This window comes from Candidatus Brocadiaceae bacterium, from assembly GCA_012728835.1.
Lineage (GTDB): Bacteria > Planctomycetota > Brocadiia > SM23-32 > SM23-32 > JAAYEJ01.
In genome coordinates this window covers 1-18,693 of record JAAYEJ010000077.1, presented here as the reverse complement: position 1 = coordinate 18,693, position 18,693 = coordinate 1, and the positions used below count along the sequence as shown (strand labels likewise).

Here is an 18,693-nt window from a genome sequence, read left to right as displayed (position 1 = left end):
CCGACGCTTACCCGCTGGTTGGGTGGTGCGGCCCGGTGGCGGTGTCTTCGGACAGCACCTTCAGGTAGGCGTCGTAGGCATAGGCGCGGTTGCGCCGGCGGCCTGTGGTCTCGCGCAGGATGCCCGCGCGGCGGAGCACCTCGATGGCCTTGGCGGCCGTCGGCTTGGTGGTGTCCAGCAGTTGGGTCGCCGCCGCGAGGGTGACGATGGGGTGCTCCGGCAGGCGGTCGCAGAGGCGCAGGGCGGTGACCGTTGCGTCCGGGCGGCCGAGGAGCGTCCGGCGGTCGCGGCCGATGACGGTGAACAGCCTCTGGGCGGCATCCAGGCCGTCGTCGGCGGCCTCGCGCACGCATTCCAGGTAGAACGCGGTCCAGCCCTCCCAGTCGCCGTGGGTCCGCACGGCTGCGAGGCGCGCGTAGTACTCCTGCCGGCGGCGCCGGAAGCCGAGGCTCAGGTAGAGCAACGGCAGCGAGAGCAGGCCCCAGTGCTCCATCAGGAGCGCGATCAGGAGCCGGCCGATCCGGCCGTTGCCGTCGAGGAACGGATGAATCGTCTCGAACTGCACGTGCGCCAGCCCGGTGCGCACGAGCGGCGGCAGCGGGTCGTCGGCGTGGATCCAGCGCTCCAGCCGGGCGAGGGCGGCGGGCACGTGCTCGGGCGGCGGCGGGACGAAGCTCGCGAGGGCCGGCGTGGCGCCGCCCACCCAGTTCTGGGCGGTTCGCACGCTGCCGGGCCGCGCGGCGAGCCCCCGGGCGCCGCGCATCAGCCGCGCATGGGCGGCGCAGAGCAGGCGCGTGTCCAGCCGGACCGCGTTCGCCCGGGCCAGTTCCCTGCGGGCGTGGGCCAGGGCATCGACGTAGTTGCAGACCTCGGCGACCTCGGCGGGGCGTTCCGCCTCGTGGGTGGCCTCGTAGGTCAGGGCGTCCATGAGCGTGGCCTGGGTGCCCTCTATCTGCGAGGAGATGACGGCCTCCTTGCGCACGAAGCCGTAGAGGAACCACTCCGGGCTGGGCACCATGGCGCCGGCGACGTTCAGGCGGCTCAGAGCGGCCAGGGCGGCCGTGTGCCGGGCCTCGAGCGGCCCCTCCATGCGCAGCGGCGGATTCTCGGGCGGGAGCGGGTAGGGGACGAAGGCGCGCACGTTCTCCCCGCCGACGCGGATCTGGCGGTACGTCCCGACGGACCGGGCCATGGTCAAGCCCCCTTGGACAACGCGGTTCCCTGGTAAGGATATCTTACCTTGTGCGCGGCGTTAGTCAAGGGAGCGTTACTAATGGTCGGCCGCGAGGTGCCGTCAGCCTCTGCGTCGTCCGTGGAAGTAGAAGGTCTGACGGAGCGGCGCGAAGCCGAGGGCGACGGCGGTCCGCAGGTGCGCGATGTTCTCCATGCAGCAGGAGCAAAGCACGCAACGGTCGCGTTGCAGGCGATCCTCGATGGCGGATGAGAGCAGGCTCCGGCCGTAGCCCTTGCCCCGCCATTCGGGCCGGACGTCGGCGGTGATTTGGCCGACTCCGTCGTACGAGTACGCCGTGGCGTAGCCCACGAGCTGCCCGTCTTCCCAGCAGCCGAACATGCAATCGGAACCTGCGTCGACCCCCTCCAGCTCGCGATCCCAGTCGGTGGGCCACTGCTCGGGGTACTCCGCGAGGGCCTTCTCGTCGTTCCGGGAGAGCGGCATCGTTCTATGGACCAGCGAAGGCCTGAACCTGGCCCGGTCAACGAAACAGAACACCTGCCCCACGCTGACGGTGCCGCGCAGTTCTTCCTGAACGATCTGGAGGCCGAAGGGCGAGGCGACCTTCACGTGCAGGTCGCGATCGGCCGGCAGAAGCCGCAGCAGTCTCCGCGCGTCCTCATCCTGTGCCTCGATCCATACGTCGAGCGGGTCATACTGCAGCCACATCCTGAGCGCGTTGCGGGCCCCCTGTCCCCCGGATACGTAGAGCGGATCGGAGGGATCGGCCTGACGAAGTTCGTCCTGCACGTACAGATCGTCGCGCAGGTCCGCAGCGAGATGCTGGTTCACGTCGGGCCATGCCGTCCTGGTAGCTGCCATCGTCTGTGCCTCACCCAGAGCACGATACGACCGCATTATGGCGATTCTGACGACCTGCGTCAACCATCCGGCACCGCGGCACTTGTGCAGTGGCTCGGAGTGACGCGGCGGGTTCGGTCCTGCTCTGGCATGTGGGGCGGCGGACGGGTAACATCCGCAGAGGCTCGGGCCGGCGGCAGCCGGGCCGCACAGAGCTGGGAAGGGAGGGCGTCGGCATGGTGCGCGGTGGCGTCGCGGGACGGGTCGTCGGGACGGTGGTTCTTCTGGGCCTGTGGGTCTGTGCGGCGTCCCCGGGCCGGGGCGCGGAGGATGCCGCCGCGCCTCTGCCGCCCGGCGTGCGTGCGGTCTGGGACCTCGCGAAGGCCCATCGGGAGGCGACGACGACGCGGGAACGCGTCTGCATCAACGGGCTCTGGAGGTTCCGGCCGGCGCGCAGCGCGGACGAGCCCCTGCCGGACGGCGGCTGGGGCCACATCAAGGTGCCGGGGCCGTGGCCGCGCGGCGACCGGTCCGACAACCAGCGGCTCTACCCGCACCCGAGCTGGGCGGACCGCCGCCTGTCGGAGGTCAACCAGGCCTGGCACCAGCGCACGATCGGCATCCCGCAGGACTGGGCGGGTCGGCGTATCGCGGTCTCCACGGCCTACTTGAACTCGTTCGCCGCCGTCTACGTGGACGGCCGGCGGCTGGGCGAGATCCGCTTCCCCTGGGGCGAGGTGGACATCACCTCCGCCTGCCGGCCCGGCGCGAGCCACGTCCTGACGCTCTTCGTGGCGGCGGTGCCGCTGAAGGACGTCGTCACCGTGTTCAGCCAGACGAATCAGTCGAGCGAGGTGAAGGGGACCGTCGACGGGCGCGGCCTGTGCGGTGACGTGTTCCTGACCGCCACGCCGGCGGGCGCGCGCATCACCGACGTCAAGGTGGACACCTCGGTGCGCGACGGGACCGTGTCGCTGGACGTCGCCCTGGAGGGCCTGGAGGCCGGCCGTGAGTACGGCCTGCGCGCCGTGTTCAAGCAGGACGGGGAGACCGTGCGGGAGGTCGAGGGCCCGGCGTTCGGGGCGGACGCCCTGGCCGGAGGGCGCTTCCGGTTCGGCGCGCCCTGGCGTCCCGATCGGCTGTGGGACACGCACACGCCGCAGAACGTGTGCATTGCGGAGGTCTCGCTTGTGGACGGCGCGGGCGGGGTTCTTGACGCCTTCCTGCCCGTGCGCTTCGGCTTCCGCGAGTTGCGGGTGGACGGGCGGGACTTGCGCCTGAACGGCTCCCGCATCCAGTGCTTCGTGCTGCCGCTGGAGAGCCACCGGGCGGGTAAGACCGGCGTGGCGGGCGCGACCTACGAGGGCGCCTGCGAGACCTTCCGGCGCCTCAAGGACGTGGGCGTGAACCTGGTCTACACGCACAACTACAACTGCCATCCGGGCGTGCACGTGGGTCTGGAGGAGATATTCCGGGCGGCCGACGACGTGGGGATGCTGATGGCGCTCTTTTTGCCTCACGCCATGGACTTCCCATGGGACGCGCCCGACGCGGAGGAGACGAACGGCTTCGCCGAGCAGGCTGAGTTCTACGTGCGCATGGCGCAGAACCATCCGTCCGTGGTCATGTATGCCATGAACGCCAACACCATGGGTTATGCCGACAGCGTGAACCCGCACCACATGGACGGGCTGCACGACCGCATGGGCGAGAAGGGCCCCCGCGACGACGAGCGGGCCCTGATCGGCCTCCGCTCCGAGGCCGTCGTGCAGCGGTTCGACACGACCCGGCCCATCTACCACCATTCGGCGGGCACCCTGGGGCAGATGCACACCCTGAACCACTACATCAACTTCGTGCCCATCCAGGAGCGGTCGGACTGGTTCGAGCACTGGGCGAACGCCGGCGTGATGCCGCTGATACTGACGGAGTACGGTGCTCCGTGCGAATTGAGCTGGACGATGCACCGGGGCTATCCGAACGGCAAGATGGAGGGGCGCTGGGTCTACGGAAACGACAGCCTGCTCTGGCAGTTCTGCACGGCCGAGTGGGGCGCGCAGTTCCGAGGCGATGCCGCGTTCGACCTGACCGAGACCGAGCGGCGCAACCTGCGCTACGAGGCGGGACGCTGGCGGGAGAACCGCCCCTTCAAGCGCTGGGACTACCCGTCGCCGATCACCGCGTCCCCGCTCGGCATACCGAATGTGGCCGACGTCGGGGCGGCCTACATCACCGACAACTGGCGCGCCTACCGCACCTGGGGCGTGACGGCCTTCAACATCTGGACGCACAACAACCTGTTCAAGCTCCGGGACGGGGTGGACCGCCGGGCCGTGGAGTTCCCGACCGACTGGGACGCGCTGCAGCGGCCGGGCTTCAGCCCGGACCTGGTGGACCGGCGCCAGGAGTCCTTCGAGATGGCCTATGCCCGGGAGGACTGGCAGCCGGCCGCGACCGGCGAGGCGTTCCTGCGCAACAACCGCCCGCTGCTCGCTTACATCGCCGGCCGACCGGGCGAGTTCACCGGCAAGGACCACAACGTGCTGCCCGGCGAGACGGTGCGCAAGCAGATCATCGTCATCAACAACTCGCGGCGCACGGTCACGGCGGACTGCTCGTGGACCCTGGCCGCACCGACGCCGGTGAGCGGCGCCGCGCAGGCGACGGTCGAGACGGGCGAACAGGCACGCATTCCGCTCGAGATCGCGCTGCCGGACGCCTTGCCGGCCGGCGAGTATGCACTGACCATGCGCACGCGGTTCGACACGGGCGAGGTGCAGGACGACGCCTTCGCCGTGCACGTGTTGGCGCCCGCGCCGGCGCTCGAGTGCAGGGGCCGCGTCGCGCTGTTCGACCCGAAGGGGGAGACGGCCGCGCTGCTCCGGTCCCTCGGGATCGAAGCCACGGCCATCGACGCCGGGGCCGACCTGGCCGGCTTCGACCTGCTGGTCATCGGCAGGCACGCCCTGACGGCCGACGGCCCGGCGCCCGACCTGGCGCCCGTGCGCGGCGGGCTCCGGGCGATCGTGTTCGAGCAGACGCGGGACGTCCTGGAGAGGCGCCTGGGCTTTCGCGTGCAGGAGTACGGGCTCCGGCGGGTGTTCCCGCGCGTGCCGGACCACCCCGTGCTGGCGGGCCTCGCGACGGCCAATCTGCGCGACTGGCGGGGCCAGGCGACGAGCGTCCCGCCGGTCCTGGAGTACGAGTTCGTTCGCTGGCAGTATCCCCTCACGAAGTGGTGCGGCCTGGACGTCACGCGCGGATGGCGGTCGAGCCGGCGCGGCAGCGTGGCATCGGTCCTGATCGAGAAGCCCGCCTGCGGCGACTTCCTGCCCATCGTCGACGGGGCCTTCGGGCTGCAGTACAGCCCCTTGCTGGAGTGGCGCGAGGGCAACGGTCTGGTGGTCTTCTGCCAGATGGACGTGACCGGCCGCACCGAGGACGACCCGGCTGCCGGGCGGCTGGTGCGCAACCTGCTGGCCTATGCGGACGGGTGGCGGCCCGATGCGCCGCGCGGCCTGCTCTACGCCGGCGACCAGGCCGGCAGGGCGCACCTGAAGGCGGCGGGCCTGAGCCCGGCGGACTATGAAGGCGGCCGCCCGGCGGCGGACCGTGTGCTGGCCATCGGCCCGGGCGCCGCGGGGCCACTGGCGCCGCACCGGGCCGAGATCGCCGCGTGGCTCGGCGAGGGCGGGCGCGTGCTGGCCGTCGGGCTCACCGAAGCCGAGGCGAACGCCGTGTTGCCCGGGCGCGTGGCGATGCGGCAGGCCGAACACATCAACGCCGTCCTCCCGGCGGCCCCTCTGGGTTCGCCGCTGGCGGGCGTGGGGCCGGCCGACGTGCACAACCGCGATCCGCGCGAGCTGAGCCTCGTCACCGCAGGGGCCACCCCGGTCGGCAACGGCGTGCTCGGCCTGGCGCCGGGCGTCGTCTTCTGCCAGTTGGTGCCCTGGCAGTTCGACTACGAGGAGCAGTTCAACCGGAAGATGACCTATCGGCGGGCGAGCTACCTGGTGAACCGGGTGCTGGCGAACATGGGCGTGCGCGGTCGGACGCCGCTGCCGGAGCGCTTCGCAGAGCCGGTGCGGAGCGATGAGACGCGGTGGCTGGACGCCCTCTACATGGACACGCCGGTGGAGCTGGACGATCCCTATCGGTTCTTCGTCTGGTAGGCGCGCTCGATGCCGGCGGTTCAGCCGCTCCGTCGGCTCCCGTACCACTCGCAGGTACGGCGGATGCCCTCGGCGAAGTCGACCTGCGGTTCGTAGCCGATGATCCGACGGGCCAGCGAGATGTCGGCCTGGGAGTGCTTCACGTCGCCCGGCTGCGCGGCGGTGTAGCGGGGCGGCGTGTGCTCGCCGGTCAGATCGTGGAGGACGGCGATCAGGTCGTTGAGCGTGCGGCGCTCGCCCGAGCCGATGTTGACCACGGCCCCGGCCGCATCCGGGGCCTGCGCGGCCGCAAGGTTGGCGGCCGCAACATCCTCGACGAACACGAAGTCGCGCGACTGCTCGCCGTCGCCATAGACGGTCACCGGCTCGCCCGCCAGGAGGCGGCGGATGAAGATCGGGATGACGGCCGCGTACTGGCTGGACGGATCCTGCCGGGGGCCGTAGACGTTGAAGTAGCGCAGCGAGACCGTCTCCAGTCCGTACACGTGCGTGAAGGCGCGGCAGTAGTGCTCGCCGGCCAGCTTGCTGACGGCGTAGGGGCTCTGGGGACAGGGCGCCATGGTCTCGTCCTTCGGCAGGGGGGGCGTGTCGCCGTAGACCGCGCTGCTGGAGGCATACACGACCCGCCGGACGCCGGCGTCGCGCGCGGCCACGAGCACGTTCAGCGTGCCGTCGACGTTGACTGCGTTCGTGGCGACGGGGTCCCGGACCGACCCCACCACGCTGGCCAGCGCGGCCTGGTGGATCACGCAGTCGGCGCCCGTGCAGGCCCCCGCAAGCAGCGCGGGATCCAGGATGGAGCCCTCGTGCACGGCGATGCGGCCCTCCAGCCCGTCCAGGTTCTCGCGGCGGCCGGTGCTCAGGTCGTCGACCACGCGGACCACGTGCCCGTCGGCCACGAGGCGCCGAACGATGTTGGAGCCGATGAAGCCTGCGCCGCCGGTGACTGTGAATACGGCCATGTGCGACCCCTTGTCTGCAGTGTTGCCGGTGTGCCGAGCGGCCGATTCTACCGCTTGTGGGGCGCGGCGGTCCAATGTCGGGCCGTGCGGGCCGTGCGGGCCGTGTGCAGGGAGACCCCCGTGGGGGCTGTCCGCTGCAGTGGGCACGGCAGCGCCACGGGCGGTAGACTGGAGCGGGTCATGCCGGCGAACGATGTGCTGCGCGAGCGGATCGGCGGCATCGAGCAGGACGGGATCGACCCCATCCCGCGGGTGCGGACGTGCTGATTCCCTTTGTGGAGGCGAAGACCGGGCAATGTCCATACGCGAGGTCCATGGCGTGACCATCGAGTGTGTGCGGGGCGACATCACGCGTCAGCCGGACGTGGATGCGATCGTGAACGCCGCCAACGCACAGTTGCGGCCGGGCGGCGGCGTGGCCGGGGCGATCCACCGCGCGGCCGGCCCGGGCCTGGAGGCGGAGTGCAGGCCGCTGGCGCCGATCCGACCGGGCGACGCGGTGATCACCGGCGGGCACAACCTGCCCAACCCGCATGTCATCCACTGCCTGGGGCCGGTCTACGGGGTCGACACTCCGTCCGACGGGCTTCTGGCCGCGTGCTATCGGAACGCGCTCCTGCGAGCCGAGGAGAAGACGCTGGCCTCCGTGGCCTTCCCGGCCATCTCGACCGGGGTGTTCGGCTATCCGATGGAGGCCGCCGCGCGGGTTGCGTTCGCGACCGTGCTGGAGGCGGCGCCGAGGCTGAGGTCCGTGCGCTGCGTCCGCTTCGTGCTCTTCAGCGAAGAGGACCGGCGCCTGCACGAGCGCGTGCTCCACGAACTGGCGGCGGCCCGCTGATCCCGCGCGCCCGCACGTTGAAACCGGAGGCCTCCTGCCCTACAGTCGGGCGAATGGGCCCGCCTGGCGGCCCACGGTGCTCTGCAGGTGGACGGAACGACGGATGAGTGCAGTGAACCAGGACCTTGCGAACGCGCCCTCGGTGTCGTGCCTGAGGCTCTTCTGGACGTACTTCCGCATCGGCCTGATGACCTTCGGCGGCGGGTTCGCCATGGCCGCCGTCATGCGCCACGAGCTGGTCCTGAGGCGCCGGTGGCTGACCGATCGGGAGTTCGTGGACGTCCTGTCGCGGGCGACGGCCGTTCCCGGCGCGATCGCCGTCAACCTGGCGTTTGTGGAGGGACGGCGTCTGGCGGGCATGCGCGGCGCCGCGACGGCCGCCGCCGGCACCGTGTGCCCGTCGGTTCTCGTGATGCTGCTGATCGTCCGATTCGGCGCGCCGTACTTCGACCATCCTGCGGTGGCCGCCTTCCTGAAGGGCTGTGCCATCGCCGTGGCGGGGCAGATTGCGTTCTCCGCCCTGACGTTCGCGCGAAGGCTTCGGCGCACGTGGCAGAACGCATTCGTGGGCGCTGCGGGGCTGGCGGTGGCCGTCTTCGGTCCGCACCCCATCTGGGCGGTCCTGGTGGCCGCCGGGCTGGGTTACCTGCTGATGCGCGAGCGGATGGCGGTGCGTGAGGAGACCGAGGAGGGGCTGGCGCTCCTGAAGCTCATCGAGGGCATCCCCGCGCAGGAACTGCTCGGCGAGCACTACGGGGCGGACCTGCGGGAGATCATCTACTACCCGCATGACCGGTTGCGCGGCCGGGTGCGCGCACTGCTGGAGAAGGCGCCGGTGCTCGACCTGAAGGGGGCGGTCTCCTCCGATGAGCTGCTCGAGCTGGTCGGGCAGGAACTCGGCGGGCCGGCTCCGGCGGAGCGGTCGGCGCTGGCGGCGGCGCTGAAGCATCGCGAGGCCGCCAGCAGCACCGCGGTCAGTCCGTCCGTGGCGCTGCCGCACGTCGTTGTCGACGGCCAGAACGTGCTGAAGATGGCGCTGGTGCGATGCCGGGGCGGGGCCTTCTTCTCCGAGCAGGCGCCGCAGGTCCGGATCGTCTTCGTGCTGGTCGGGTCGCTGGATATGCGCGAGTGTTACCTGGCCTGCATCGCGGGGCTGGCGCAGATGGCGGCGCGGGAGGGGTTCCTCGATCAGTGGCTCCGGGCGGACGGGGTTCGGGGACTCAGGAACCTCGTCGTGACGGCCCGGCGGGAGTGTGCGGAACTGCTTTGACGTTCGGAGCGTAGACCTATGCAGAAGCTGTGGCTGCTGACAGTGAGCTTCGCAATCATCGGCGTCGGCGCCTACGGGGGCGGGCTGGTGACCGTGCCGCTGATGGGCCGCGAGCTGGTGGAGAACCGCGGGTTCCTTCAGGAGCAGGAGATGTCGCGGATCGTGGCCGTCGCGCAGATGACGCCGGGGCCGATTGCCGTCAACGCCGCCACGTTCGTCGGCTTCCGTGTCGCCGGCCTGGGCGGGGCGCTCCTGGCGACGGCAGTGGTGGTTCTGCCCGCCCTGCTGATGCTGACACTGCTGGAGAGCGTGCGCACGCGGAGCGGGCCGAACGACCACTTCCTGCGCCTGCGGCGCGGGCTGCGCATCGGCGTGCTCAGCCTGCTGCTGTTCGCGGTCTGGTCGTACGGGCGGATCGTCATCGCGGCCCCGATGGAGTTCGCGATCGCCGCCGGGGCGTTCGCGCTGCTGACGCTGTGCGAGGGCAAGGTGCACCCGCTGGCCGTCATCGCCGGGTCGGGCGTGGTGGGCCTTTTCGTGTTCTGACGCCCCGGGTGCGCGACGATGCGCACTACGGGGCGGCGTTGAGCATCTGTCGCAACAGGCCCTCGGCGCGCTCCTGCACGTCCGCGCCCTGCAGCACATGCCGGCGGGCGCCGTCCCTGTCGAAGAACACCATGGCGGGCATGGCGCCGCTCCACTCGGGGGCGAAGGAGTTCACGAAGGCGTCGAAGTCCTCCACGTCCAGATGATGGGTCGGGAAGGGCGGCCGGATCTCGGCCAGGAAGTCCACCAGCCCGTCGTAGTCCTCCGGGAAGTCCAGGCTGACGCTGACGATCCGGAGCCCGGCGGGCGCGTGCTCGTCATGCCAGCGGATGACCTCCGGGAACGCCTCGACGCACGGGGCGCACCACGTGGCCCAGAGGTCCACCAGGACGACGTCGCCCCTGTGGGCCTCGATGACCCGGCGGAGGCCCGCCGCGTCGATGCGGTGCACGCGGGGACGTTCGGGCGCGGCCGTCGGGACCTGCCCGGCATCCCCGTCGCTGCGCGAACATCCTCCTGCAGCCGAGAGGAGGACCATGGCGCCGATCACGACGACCAGCGCCCCCGGTCGATCGGCATACATGCTCACTCCCCCTGCGCTTCCCTGGGCTCCGGGCGGTACTTCACCGTGCAGCCGAACTCCGCCGTGGACGCGTCCGGAACCGGCCGGCCGGCCAGGATGGCGTCCAGGGCGTCGGCCAGGTAGTTCGGCTCGCGACGGCGGTTGTCCGCGGCCCCCTCGTAGAGGATGGTGCCTTCGGGGCCGACGACGAAGATATGCGGCGTGACGGTCGCGCCGTAGGCCCTGGACACCTTCTGCGTCTCGTCGTAGAGGTATGGGTACGGCAGGTTCTTCTCCTTGGCGCGTTCGATCATCTGGGGGAACCCGTCGGCGGCCACCATGTCGGCCGGGTTCGTGTTGATCGCGATGAACTGGATGCCCTTCGGCTGGTATTCGTTGCCCAGGGCGACCAGCGTGTCCTCGTAGCTCACGGCCACGGGGCAGTGGTTGCAGGTGAAGATCAGAACGCGCGCTCTGGCCTCTGCGGCGCCCTCCAGACTGTGATACCTGTAGTCCACGCCGAACAGCTCGAAGGCGGGCGCTTCGGCGCCCGGCTTCAGGGTTTCGGCGGCGGACGCCACACCGGACAGGAACGTGACGGCGACGGCAAGGACGACGGCAAGACCGGCAGTGCGGACCATCATCGGCCCCCTTTCCGAAGAGACTCCCCGCCCCGCGGGCCCCCGCGGGGCTCTCCATACTCCACGCTACCATGAGATGCGCCGGCCGTGCCAGTGCCGCCGGGCATTGCGGCAGGGCTTGCGCGGCCGCACGCGTTCCCGTACACTTCGACGTGCCGGGTCGCCCCGGCAAGGATGCCCGGCGGACGGGCGGGGGCCGGGGGCGATCGGTTCAGGGGAGGTGGCCGTCATGAATCGGAAGTCACCGAGGGTCGGTCTGGTCGTGTGCTTGCTTGGGGCTCTGGTCTGCACTGCGGCGCACCGGGCGGCAGCCCAGGTGGCCGTTCTACCGGAGGGTCGGGCGATGTGGACGCTGGATGAGGCCGAGCGCGAGGCGACGCCTACGTGCGAACGCATATCGCTGGCCGGCCTGTGGCGGTGGCAGCCGGCGGGGGATTCGGTGGACACGGTCCCGGCGGACGGCTGGGGCTATCAGGCGGTTCCGGCGCCCTGGCCATCGGGCCGCGGGCAGCGGGGCGGCACGGAGGGGTTCGTGCGCAACCCGGCCTGGTCCGCCGAGCACCTGCGGGACGTGAAGGCCGCCTGGTACCAGGTCGACCTGACCGTTCCGGCCGAATGGGAGGGGCGCCACATCGCCCTGACGACCGAGTACCTGCACTCCTTCGCCAGCGTCTACGTGGACGGCCGCAAGGTGGCCGACATGCGCTGGCCTTCGGGAGAGGTGGACCTGACAGAGGTGTGCCGGCCCGGCGGGACGCACGTCTTGAGCATGCTCGTCCTGGCGCTGCCGCTCCGCGCCGTCATGATGTCCTTCAACGACACCATGGGGTCGCGGGAGGTGCCGGGGCAGGTGAACCGCCGCGGCCTCTGCGGGGACGTGAGCCTGGTGGGCGCGCCGCGCGGCGGGCGCATCCGCCGCCTGCGCGTGGAGACGTCGGTGCGCAACTGGCAGGTCACCTTCAACACGGCCCTGGACGACGTCGACCCCGAGCAGACCTACGTCCTGCATGCGCGCGTCAGCGACCCGGACGGGGCGGTCACGGAGTTCACCAGCGACCCGTTCGGCGGGGCGGACGTCGTCGACGGGCACCTGCCGTTCACCTGCGACTGGCATCCCGAGAGGCTCTGGGACATCCATACGCCGCAGAATCAGTATGACGTGACGCTCTCGCTTCGGGACGGCGCCGGCAACGTGCTGGACGAGGCGCTGCCGGAGCGGTTCGGCTTCCGCGAGTTCTGGATTGACGGGCGGGACTTCTACCTGAACGGCACGCGGATCTTCCTCTCGTTCACGCGCAGCCAGCCGGGATCGGACTACGAGGACAGCCGGGCGCGACTGGAGGAGAGGAAGGACATGGGGCTCAACTTCGGGGCGTGCGGCGGATTCGGCGCCGCCCCGGGCGACCACGTGAGCTTCGAGGGCGTTCTGCGGGCTGCCGACGACGTGGGCGTGCTCATGGCGCTCACCCAGCCGCATTTCCGCCAGTATGACTGGGACGCCGAAGACGCCGAGCGCACCAACGGCTACGCCGAGCACGCGGAGTTCTACACCCACGTGGCGGGCAATCACCCGTCGGTCGTCTTCTACGCCACCAGCCACAACTCGGTTGGATACATGGGCAGTATGGACCCCGACATGATCGACGGGATCCACGAACGGCGCTCGGGCAGCGGAGCGCAGAACGCAGCCAACGCGCTGAGGGCGCAGGCGCTTGTCAACGGCCTGGACCCCACGCGCATCCTCTACCACCACGCCGCCGGCAACCTGGGCGTCATGCACACGAACAACTTCTATGCGAACTTCGCGCCGATCCAGGAGATGGACGACTGGTTCGAGCACTGGGGGACGGAGGGCGTCAAGCCCCTGCACCTGAACGAGTACGGCGTGCCGTACCCCTGGGACTGGAGCATGTACCGTGGCTGGTACAAGGGCACGCGCGTGTTCGGCAGCGCCATCGTCCCGTGGGAGATGAGCCTCGCTGAGTGGAACGCGCAGTTCTACGGCCCGACCGCCTACCGGATCAGCGAGGAAGAGGCCCGGAACCTGCGCTGGGAGGCCGCGCGGTTCCGCGGGGACGGTTTCTGGCAGCGCTGGAACTACCCGTACGACTTCAACCATCCGTACGAGGAGCGCGAAGGCGTCTACTCGATGTACTTCACGAACAACTGGCGTGCGTTCCGCACCTGGGGACTCTCGTCGAACGATCCGTCCGATTTCCTCAACCACACCCCGGACGCCATCCTCCGCAACAACATGCCGCTGCTGGCCTACATCGCCGGGCGGCCGGGCGCTTTCACCACCAAGGACCACAACTTCCTTCCGGGCGAGGCGTTCGAGAAGCAGCTCATCATCATCAACAACTGCCGCGAGACCGTGACCGCCGAATGCGAGTGGTCGCTCGACCTGCCCGCGGCCCGAGTCGGACGGCGGACGATCACCCTGCCCACCGGCGAGCAGGAGCGCATCCCGCTGGCGTTCGATCTGCCGGCGGATCTGCCGCCGGGCCAGTACGCCCTGCGGGCGACGGTCGAGTTCAGCAATGGCGAACGGCAGGACGACGTCCTGCCCATCGACGTGCTGCCCATGCCGCAGCCGGTGGAGGCCGCCGAGCGGATCGCAGTGTTCGACCCGAAGGGGGAGACGGCGCAACTGCTGACTGAACTGGGGGTTGCGTTTGACGCCGTCGGGGCCGGCGACGATCCGGCCGGCTATGACGTCCTGATCATCGGGAAGGACTCCCTGACGCCGGACGGCCCCGCGCCGGACATCGCGCGCGTACGCGACGGGCTGAGGGTCGTCATCTTCGAGCAGACGGACGAAGTGCTGGAGAAGCGCTTCGGCTTCCGCATCGCGCGGGATGCCATGCGCTGGGTGTTCCCGCGCGTGCCCGAGCATCCGCTGCTCGAGGGCCTTGCCGACGAGAACCTGTGGAACTGGCGCGGCGACGCCACCCTGCTGCCGCCGCGCGGCACCTACGAGTACAGCTACCACTCCCCGATGGCGAAGTGGTGCGGCATCACGATCACCGAGCGCTGGCGTTGCGGCAACCGGGGCAGTGTGGCCTCTGTGCTGATCGAGAAGCCGGCGGCGGGCGATTTCCTCCCGGTCCTCGACTGCGGCTACGCGCTGCAATACGCGCCGCTGCTGGAGTACCGCGAGGGGCAGGGGATGGTGCTGTTCTGCCAGATGGACGTGACGGGCCGCACCGAGCGCGATCCGGCTGCCGAGGCGCTGGCACGCAACATCGTCGGCTACGCTTCGGCCTGGGAGCCGGCCGAACGCCGCACGGTCGTCTATGCCGGTGAGGACGCTGGGCGGAAACACCTGGAAGCGGCGGGCCTGGAGCCGGCGGCATTCCTCGGCGACCTGACGGACGACCAGGTGCTGGTGCTCGGGCCGGGCGCAGGCGAAGAACTCGGTGCGAACGCGGCCGACGTGCGCGGCTGGGTGCAGGACGGCGGACACGTCCTGGTGCTCGGCCTGACGGGCGTGCAGGCCGGCGCGTTCCTGCCCGCAGCCGTCACGACGACGCCGGGCGAACACATCGCCTCGTACTTCGACACGGTCCCCCTGGGGTCGCCGCTGGCAGGCGTCTCGCCGGCGGACGTGCACAACCGCGATCCGCGCGAGCTTCCGCTCGTCTCGGGCGGCGCGACGCCGGTCGGCAACGGTGTGCTGGGGCATCTGGAGGACAACGTCGTGTTCTTCCAGCTTCCGCCCTGGCAGCTCGACTACTCCGCCGGGGAGCAGTGGAGCATCAAGCGGACCTTCCGGAAGGCCTCCTACACGGTCACGCGGCTGCTGGCCAACATGGGAGCCGCGGGCCGCACGCCGCTGCTCTCGCACGTGTCGCAGCCGGTCGGGGACGGCGAGCAGCGTTGGCTGGACGGCCTCTACCTCGACGTGCCGGAGGAATACGACTTCCCGTACCGGTTCTTCTGCTGGTAGACACGTGCACTGGAAACGGGCGGGGCGCTCGCGCGGGCGCCCCGTCCTCTGAGGAACGACCACATGGATGGCATCGTCTGGTGGGGATTCGAGGCGGTCGAGGGCTTCATGCGGGATGGATTCGTGGCGATGGGCGTGCCCGAGGCGGATGCCGCCGTCTGCGCCGACGTCCTCATAACCGCCGACAAGCGGGGGATCGACTCGCACGGCGTCAGCCGGTTCAAGCCCATCTACCTCGACCGCATCAAGGCGGGCATACTGAGCCCGGTCACGGAGTTCGAGGTCGTCCGCGAGGGGCCGACCACAGCGGTGATCGACGGCCACAACGGCATGGGGCACGTCATCGCGAAGCGCGCCATGCAGATGGCCATCGACAAGGCCCGCGAATACGGCCTGGGCATGACGGCCGTGCGCAACTCCACCCACTACGGCGCCGCCTGCTACTACCCGATGATGGCCATCGAAGCGGGCATGATCGGCCTGACGGGCACGAACGCGCGCCCGTCCATCGCGCCCACCTGGGGCGTGGAGAACATGCTCGGCACGAACCCCATGACCTGGGGCATGCCCACCGATGAGCCGTTCCCGTTCGTGATCGACTGCGCGACGTCCGTCACGCAGCGCGGGAAGATCGAGGTCTACGCGCGCACGGGCAAGCGCGTGCCCGAAGGCTGGGTCATCGGCGAGGACGGCCGCTATCGCACGGACACCGAACAGATCCTGGTGGACCTTGTGAAGGGCAAGGCGGCGCTTACGCCGCTCGGCGGGCTCGGTGAGGAGACGGCCGGCTACAAGGGCTACGGCTATGCCATGGTTGTCGAGATGCTCTCGGCGGCGCTGCAGCAGGGGGCGTTTCTGAAGGCGCTGAGCGGCGTCGACTCCGATGGCAAGCGCATCCCGTACCCTCTCGGACACTTCTTCCTGGCGGTCGACGTCGAGGCGTTCACCGACCTGGACGCCTTCAGGCAGACCACGGGCGACATCTGCCGAGCGCTACGCCACAGCCGCAAGGCGCCGGGCGCCGAGCGCATCTGGACGCCGGGCGAGAAGGAACACGACGCCTGGCTCGAACGGAAGGACAAGGGAGTGCCCTTCGGCGAATCGCTCCGGGCCGAGTTCCGCGCGCTGCGCGCAGACCTCGGGCTGACCCGGCACACGCTGCCGTTCTGAGGCGCGTCCGTCACCACCGGAAGAAGCGGTAGGGGTCGTCCCACTCCTCGGGCACGTCCAGGTACAGGCCGTCCAGCCAGCGTCGTTCGCCCGCGCCGAGCGGCGTCGAGACGTGCTCGAGCAGGCGCGTGGCGCCCGAGGCACCCATATTGCCCAGCAGCCGCGCCAGCAGGCACGACGCCTTCCTGAAGGTGCGTTTGACGTTCATCCGTTCGCGCGAGTAGTCGAACTGCCAGGGCGTGAGCTGGCAGAAGACGACGTTCCGGCTGCGCACGCGGGCCAGCACGCCGTCCCCGACCACTGCGGCGCCCTTTGTGACGAGCGGCATCCTGCGCGGGTCGCGGTTGTGCACCTCTGCCGGCGAGACGCCGGCGAAGGGGGAGTCCGCCCCGAAGGGCTCGAAGCAGGCGGCGATGTGCTCGGCGCGTCTCGTGGCCACCTTCGTGCGCAGGATGGCATTGGCTTCCCGGGCGTCGAGCCCGATGGCCAGGGCATGCCCGCCCGCTCTGAGCCACTTCGCGATGGCCGCCGCCCGCCCGGCGAGCTGCCGGGCGGCGCCGGGGGCCACGACGAGCACCCGGTCCGCCGCAAGCTCAGCGTCCGGGGCGGCCGGCGCCAGGCCGCAGGCCTCCAGGTGTGCGCGGCCCGCCGGGTCGCCGGCGTAGATGACCGTGCGCCGGGGCGAGGGCGTCCAGCCGGCCGCATACTCGATCAGGTTGCGGGCGAGCGTCTCGGCCGCCGGGTCGCCTTCGGTGCGGCCTGTGACGTCGGTCTGGCAGAACAGCACCATGCCCGCACCCTCGCGGTATTCCATCAGGGCGGCATATTGGAGTGCATAGCCGCCGTCGAGGACGGGCAGGAAGTCGCCGCAGGCGGGCTTCTCGATGGTGGCGGAGGCGACGTTCCCGCGGTTGCCGCAGCGCCATGCGCGCGTCACCGGGATGTCGCACCACCGCACGGTGTGGCCCGTCTCGGTGACGTCGAGGTCCAGGCGGGGCGGCAGGACCGTCGCCTCGCCGCGCCAGTCCCGCAGGTGCACGCCGTCCAGGCCGGCCAGCAGGGGGCTGTCGGGCACGCGCCGGAAGAGGCGCCGCATGCCGTACTCGGCGACGCGGAAGCCGAAGCGGCGTTCGAGCACCTCGCCCGCCTGCTCGAAGATGATGGCCCTGAGCCCCGAGCGCACGGCGGCCAGGTCCGGCGCCGGGCCGTCCGGCGTCAGGGAGTTCTTGCCGATGATGCAGAGGTCATATGCGGAGACGTCGGCGTCCGCCTCCACCGCGTCGCACCGCACGCCCATGGTGCGCAGGAGGGCGGCCGTCTCGCCGCGGGGATCGAACAGCGCGATCCGGCGCGTGCGCCGCACGGCGCGCGGTTTCGCCATCACGTCGACCGCGAAGGAGTCGGTCTGCGTCTCGCCGGTGCTGAAGCGGACGGCGGCGGTCAGCTCGCGCCGGCCGGGCGCGGCCGTGCGGGGCACGGTCAGGGACAGGGGAATGCGCTCCTGCTCGCCGGTGGGCAGGGTGATCGTCGCGCGGCCGGAGTCCTTCCCGAACGACCAGCGGCACTCGGCCGTGACCGTTTCGCGGGAGTTGTTGATGACGATGAGCTGCTTCTTGAACGCCTCGCCGGGGAGGACGTTGTGGCCCCGTGTTGTGAAGGCGTCCCGGGGCCCGGCGATGCAGGCGAGCAGCGGCATGTTGTAGCGGCACACGGCGTCGGCGGCCGGGGTGGGCACCCAGTCGGGCGGCTCGAACGCCGTGTTCATCTGCTCGTAGCGCTCGTGGACGTAGTCCGGGCTCAGCCCGGGGCGCTGCAGGCTGTCCCAGTCCACGGGCAGCTCGCGGCGTGCGCGGCGCAGGCCCCTGCGGGGCCGCCAGTAGGCGCCGTACTCCCAGGGGGAGTTGGCGGACACGCCCCAGGTGCGGAAGGCGGGCCAGTTCTCGGAGATGTAGGCGGCGATGATGGGGTAGCGGGAGTCGAACACGATCGCCCCGAGCTTGTGCGGGTAGTCCCAGCGGTGCCAGATGCGGCCCGCCCCGAACTGCTCGGCCTCCCAGCGCAGGTTCTGCTTCTCTTCGGGGGTGATGTCGTAGGCGGCGCCGTCGTCGAACTGCGCGTTCCATTCGGCCAGGCAGAACTCCCAGGGCACCGGCGCGCTTCCGTACTCTCGCTTGCCCCTGTACCAGCCGCGGTACATCGACCAGTCCCAGAGGAACGGCGTGCTGTACTCGCACGTGAAGAGCGGCTTGACCCCCTCGGTTCCCCAATGCCCGAACCAGTCGGACATCTCCTGGATCGGCGTCCAGTTCGCGTAGAAGTTGACGGTGTGCATCGAGCCGAGGTTGCCCGAGTGGTGATGGTAGACGATCCGGCCGGGGTCGAGCCGGCGGATGATCGCCTCGGCGTGCAGGGCGCGTTCGGCGTTCTGCGCCGCCCAGGCGTCGCGGGGGTTGTGCACGCCGTCGATCATCTCCGGGTTCATGTCGTCCACGTACCCGGTGGCGTTGTGGCTGGTCGAGTAGAAGACGACCGAGGGGTGGTTCCCGGC

Annotated in this window: 13 protein-coding genes; 7 read left to right on the top strand and 6 right to left on the bottom strand. The window is 70.5% G+C overall.

Annotated features, from left to right (window positions below; all coding sequences use genetic code 11):
• Nucleotides 1-7: 7 nt before the first annotated feature.
• Entirely contained in the window at nucleotides 8-1,192 is a 1,185-nt protein-coding gene (locus GXY85_12455) for a Fic family protein (protein NLW51634.1), read from the bottom strand.
• Nucleotides 1,193-1,294: 102 nt separating this feature from the next.
• The gene (locus GXY85_12450; GenBank protein ID NLW51633.1) at nucleotides 1,295-2,056 is read right to left on the bottom strand and encodes a GNAT family N-acetyltransferase; all 762 of its coding nucleotides are present in this window, start codon (nucleotides 2,054-2,056) and stop codon (nucleotides 1,295-1,297) included.
• A 215-nt stretch (nucleotides 2,057-2,271) separates the two neighbouring features.
• On the opposite strand from GXY85_12450, the gene GXY85_12445 reads away from it, so the two are divergent.
• Nucleotides 2,272-6,207, top strand: coding sequence for a hypothetical protein (locus GXY85_12445; protein NLW51632.1), 3,936 nt, complete (start codon nucleotides 2,272-2,274; stop codon nucleotides 6,205-6,207).
• A 20-nt stretch (nucleotides 6,208-6,227) separates the two neighbouring features.
• On the opposite strand, the gene GXY85_12440 is transcribed toward GXY85_12445, so the two are convergent.
• Nucleotides 6,228-7,169, bottom strand: a complete 942-nt coding sequence (locus GXY85_12440; protein NLW51631.1) for an SDR family oxidoreductase — start codon at nucleotides 7,167-7,169, stop codon at nucleotides 6,228-6,230.
• A 120-nt stretch (nucleotides 7,170-7,289) separates the two neighbouring features.
• Between GXY85_12440 and GXY85_12435 the strand changes: the two genes are divergently transcribed.
• From GXY85_12435 to GXY85_12420, 4 genes are all read left to right on the top strand, one after another.
• Nucleotides 7,290-7,436, top strand: a complete 147-nt coding sequence (locus GXY85_12435; protein ID NLW51630.1) for a hypothetical protein — start codon at nucleotides 7,290-7,292, stop codon at nucleotides 7,434-7,436.
• A gap of 28 nt (nucleotides 7,437-7,464) precedes the next feature.
• Entirely contained in the window at nucleotides 7,465-8,007 is a 543-nt protein-coding gene (locus GXY85_12430; GenBank protein ID NLW51629.1) for a macro domain-containing protein, read from the top strand.
• A gap of 103 nt (nucleotides 8,008-8,110) precedes the next feature.
• The gene (locus tag GXY85_12425) at nucleotides 8,111-9,277 is read left to right on the top strand and encodes a PTS transporter subunit EIIA (GenBank protein NLW51628.1); all 1,167 of its coding nucleotides are present in this window, start codon (nucleotides 8,111-8,113) and stop codon (nucleotides 9,275-9,277) included.
• 18 nt (nucleotides 9,278-9,295) lie between these two features.
• The gene (locus GXY85_12420) at nucleotides 9,296-9,823 is read left to right on the top strand and encodes a chromate transporter (GenBank protein NLW51627.1); all 528 of its coding nucleotides are present in this window, start codon (nucleotides 9,296-9,298) and stop codon (nucleotides 9,821-9,823) included.
• A gap of 25 nt (nucleotides 9,824-9,848) precedes the next feature.
• Here GXY85_12420 and GXY85_12415 read toward each other — a convergent pair whose 3' ends face one another.
• Nucleotides 9,849-10,406, bottom strand: a complete 558-nt coding sequence (locus tag GXY85_12415) for a TlpA family protein disulfide reductase (protein ID NLW51626.1) — start codon at nucleotides 10,404-10,406, stop codon at nucleotides 9,849-9,851.
• 2 nt (nucleotides 10,407-10,408) lie between these two features.
• Entirely contained in the window at nucleotides 10,409-11,029 is a 621-nt protein-coding gene (locus GXY85_12410; protein NLW51625.1) for a thioredoxin family protein, read from the bottom strand.
• A 340-nt stretch (nucleotides 11,030-11,369) separates the two neighbouring features.
• Here GXY85_12410 and GXY85_12405 point away from each other — a divergent pair, with 340 nt between their 5' ends.
• Both GXY85_12405 and GXY85_12400 read left to right on the top strand, forming a co-directional pair.
• On the top strand, nucleotides 11,370-14,975 hold the full coding sequence (locus GXY85_12405) for a hypothetical protein (protein NLW51624.1): 3,606 nt from the start codon (nucleotides 11,370-11,372) through the stop codon (nucleotides 14,973-14,975).
• Between the two features lie 63 nt (nucleotides 14,976-15,038).
• Nucleotides 15,039-16,145: an Ldh family oxidoreductase gene (locus tag GXY85_12400; GenBank protein ID NLW51623.1), complete on the top strand. Its 1,107-nt coding sequence runs from the start codon at nucleotides 15,039-15,041 to the stop codon at nucleotides 16,143-16,145.
• A gap of 10 nt (nucleotides 16,146-16,155) precedes the next feature.
• Here GXY85_12400 and GXY85_12395 read toward each other — a convergent pair.
• Nucleotides 16,156-18,693, bottom strand: a 2,538-nt coding sequence (locus tag GXY85_12395; GenBank protein NLW51622.1) for a hypothetical protein, incomplete at its 5' end; no start/stop codon positions are given.

Bases quoted from the DNA above. Each gene is read 5' to 3' on its own strand.
- GXY85_12455 (NLW51634.1), bottom strand. From the start codon at position 1,192: ATGGCCCGGTCCGTCGGGACGTACCGCCAGATCCGCGTCGGCGGGGAG.
- GXY85_12450 (NLW51633.1), bottom strand. From the start codon at position 2,056: ATGGCAGCTACCAGGACGGCATGGCCCGACGTGAACCAGCATCTCGCT.
- GXY85_12445 (NLW51632.1), top strand. From the start codon at position 2,272: ATGGTGCGCGGTGGCGTCGCGGGACGGGTCGTCGGGACGGTGGTTCTT.
- GXY85_12440 (NLW51631.1), bottom strand. From the start codon at position 7,169: ATGGCCGTATTCACAGTCACCGGCGGCGCAGGCTTCATCGGCTCCAAC.
- GXY85_12430 (NLW51629.1), top strand. From the start codon at position 7,465: ATGTCCATACGCGAGGTCCATGGCGTGACCATCGAGTGTGTGCGGGGC.
- GXY85_12425 (NLW51628.1), top strand. From the start codon at position 8,111: ATGAGTGCAGTGAACCAGGACCTTGCGAACGCGCCCTCGGTGTCGTGC.
- GXY85_12420 (NLW51627.1), top strand. From the start codon at position 9,296: ATGCAGAAGCTGTGGCTGCTGACAGTGAGCTTCGCAATCATCGGCGTC.
- GXY85_12415 (NLW51626.1), bottom strand. From the start codon at position 10,406: ATGTATGCCGATCGACCGGGGGCGCTGGTCGTCGTGATCGGCGCCATG.
- GXY85_12410 (NLW51625.1), bottom strand. From the start codon at position 11,029: ATGATGGTCCGCACTGCCGGTCTTGCCGTCGTCCTTGCCGTCGCCGTC.
- GXY85_12405 (NLW51624.1), top strand. From the start codon at position 11,370: ATGTGGACGCTGGATGAGGCCGAGCGCGAGGCGACGCCTACGTGCGAA.
- GXY85_12400 (NLW51623.1), top strand. From the start codon at position 15,039: ATGGATGGCATCGTCTGGTGGGGATTCGAGGCGGTCGAGGGCTTCATG.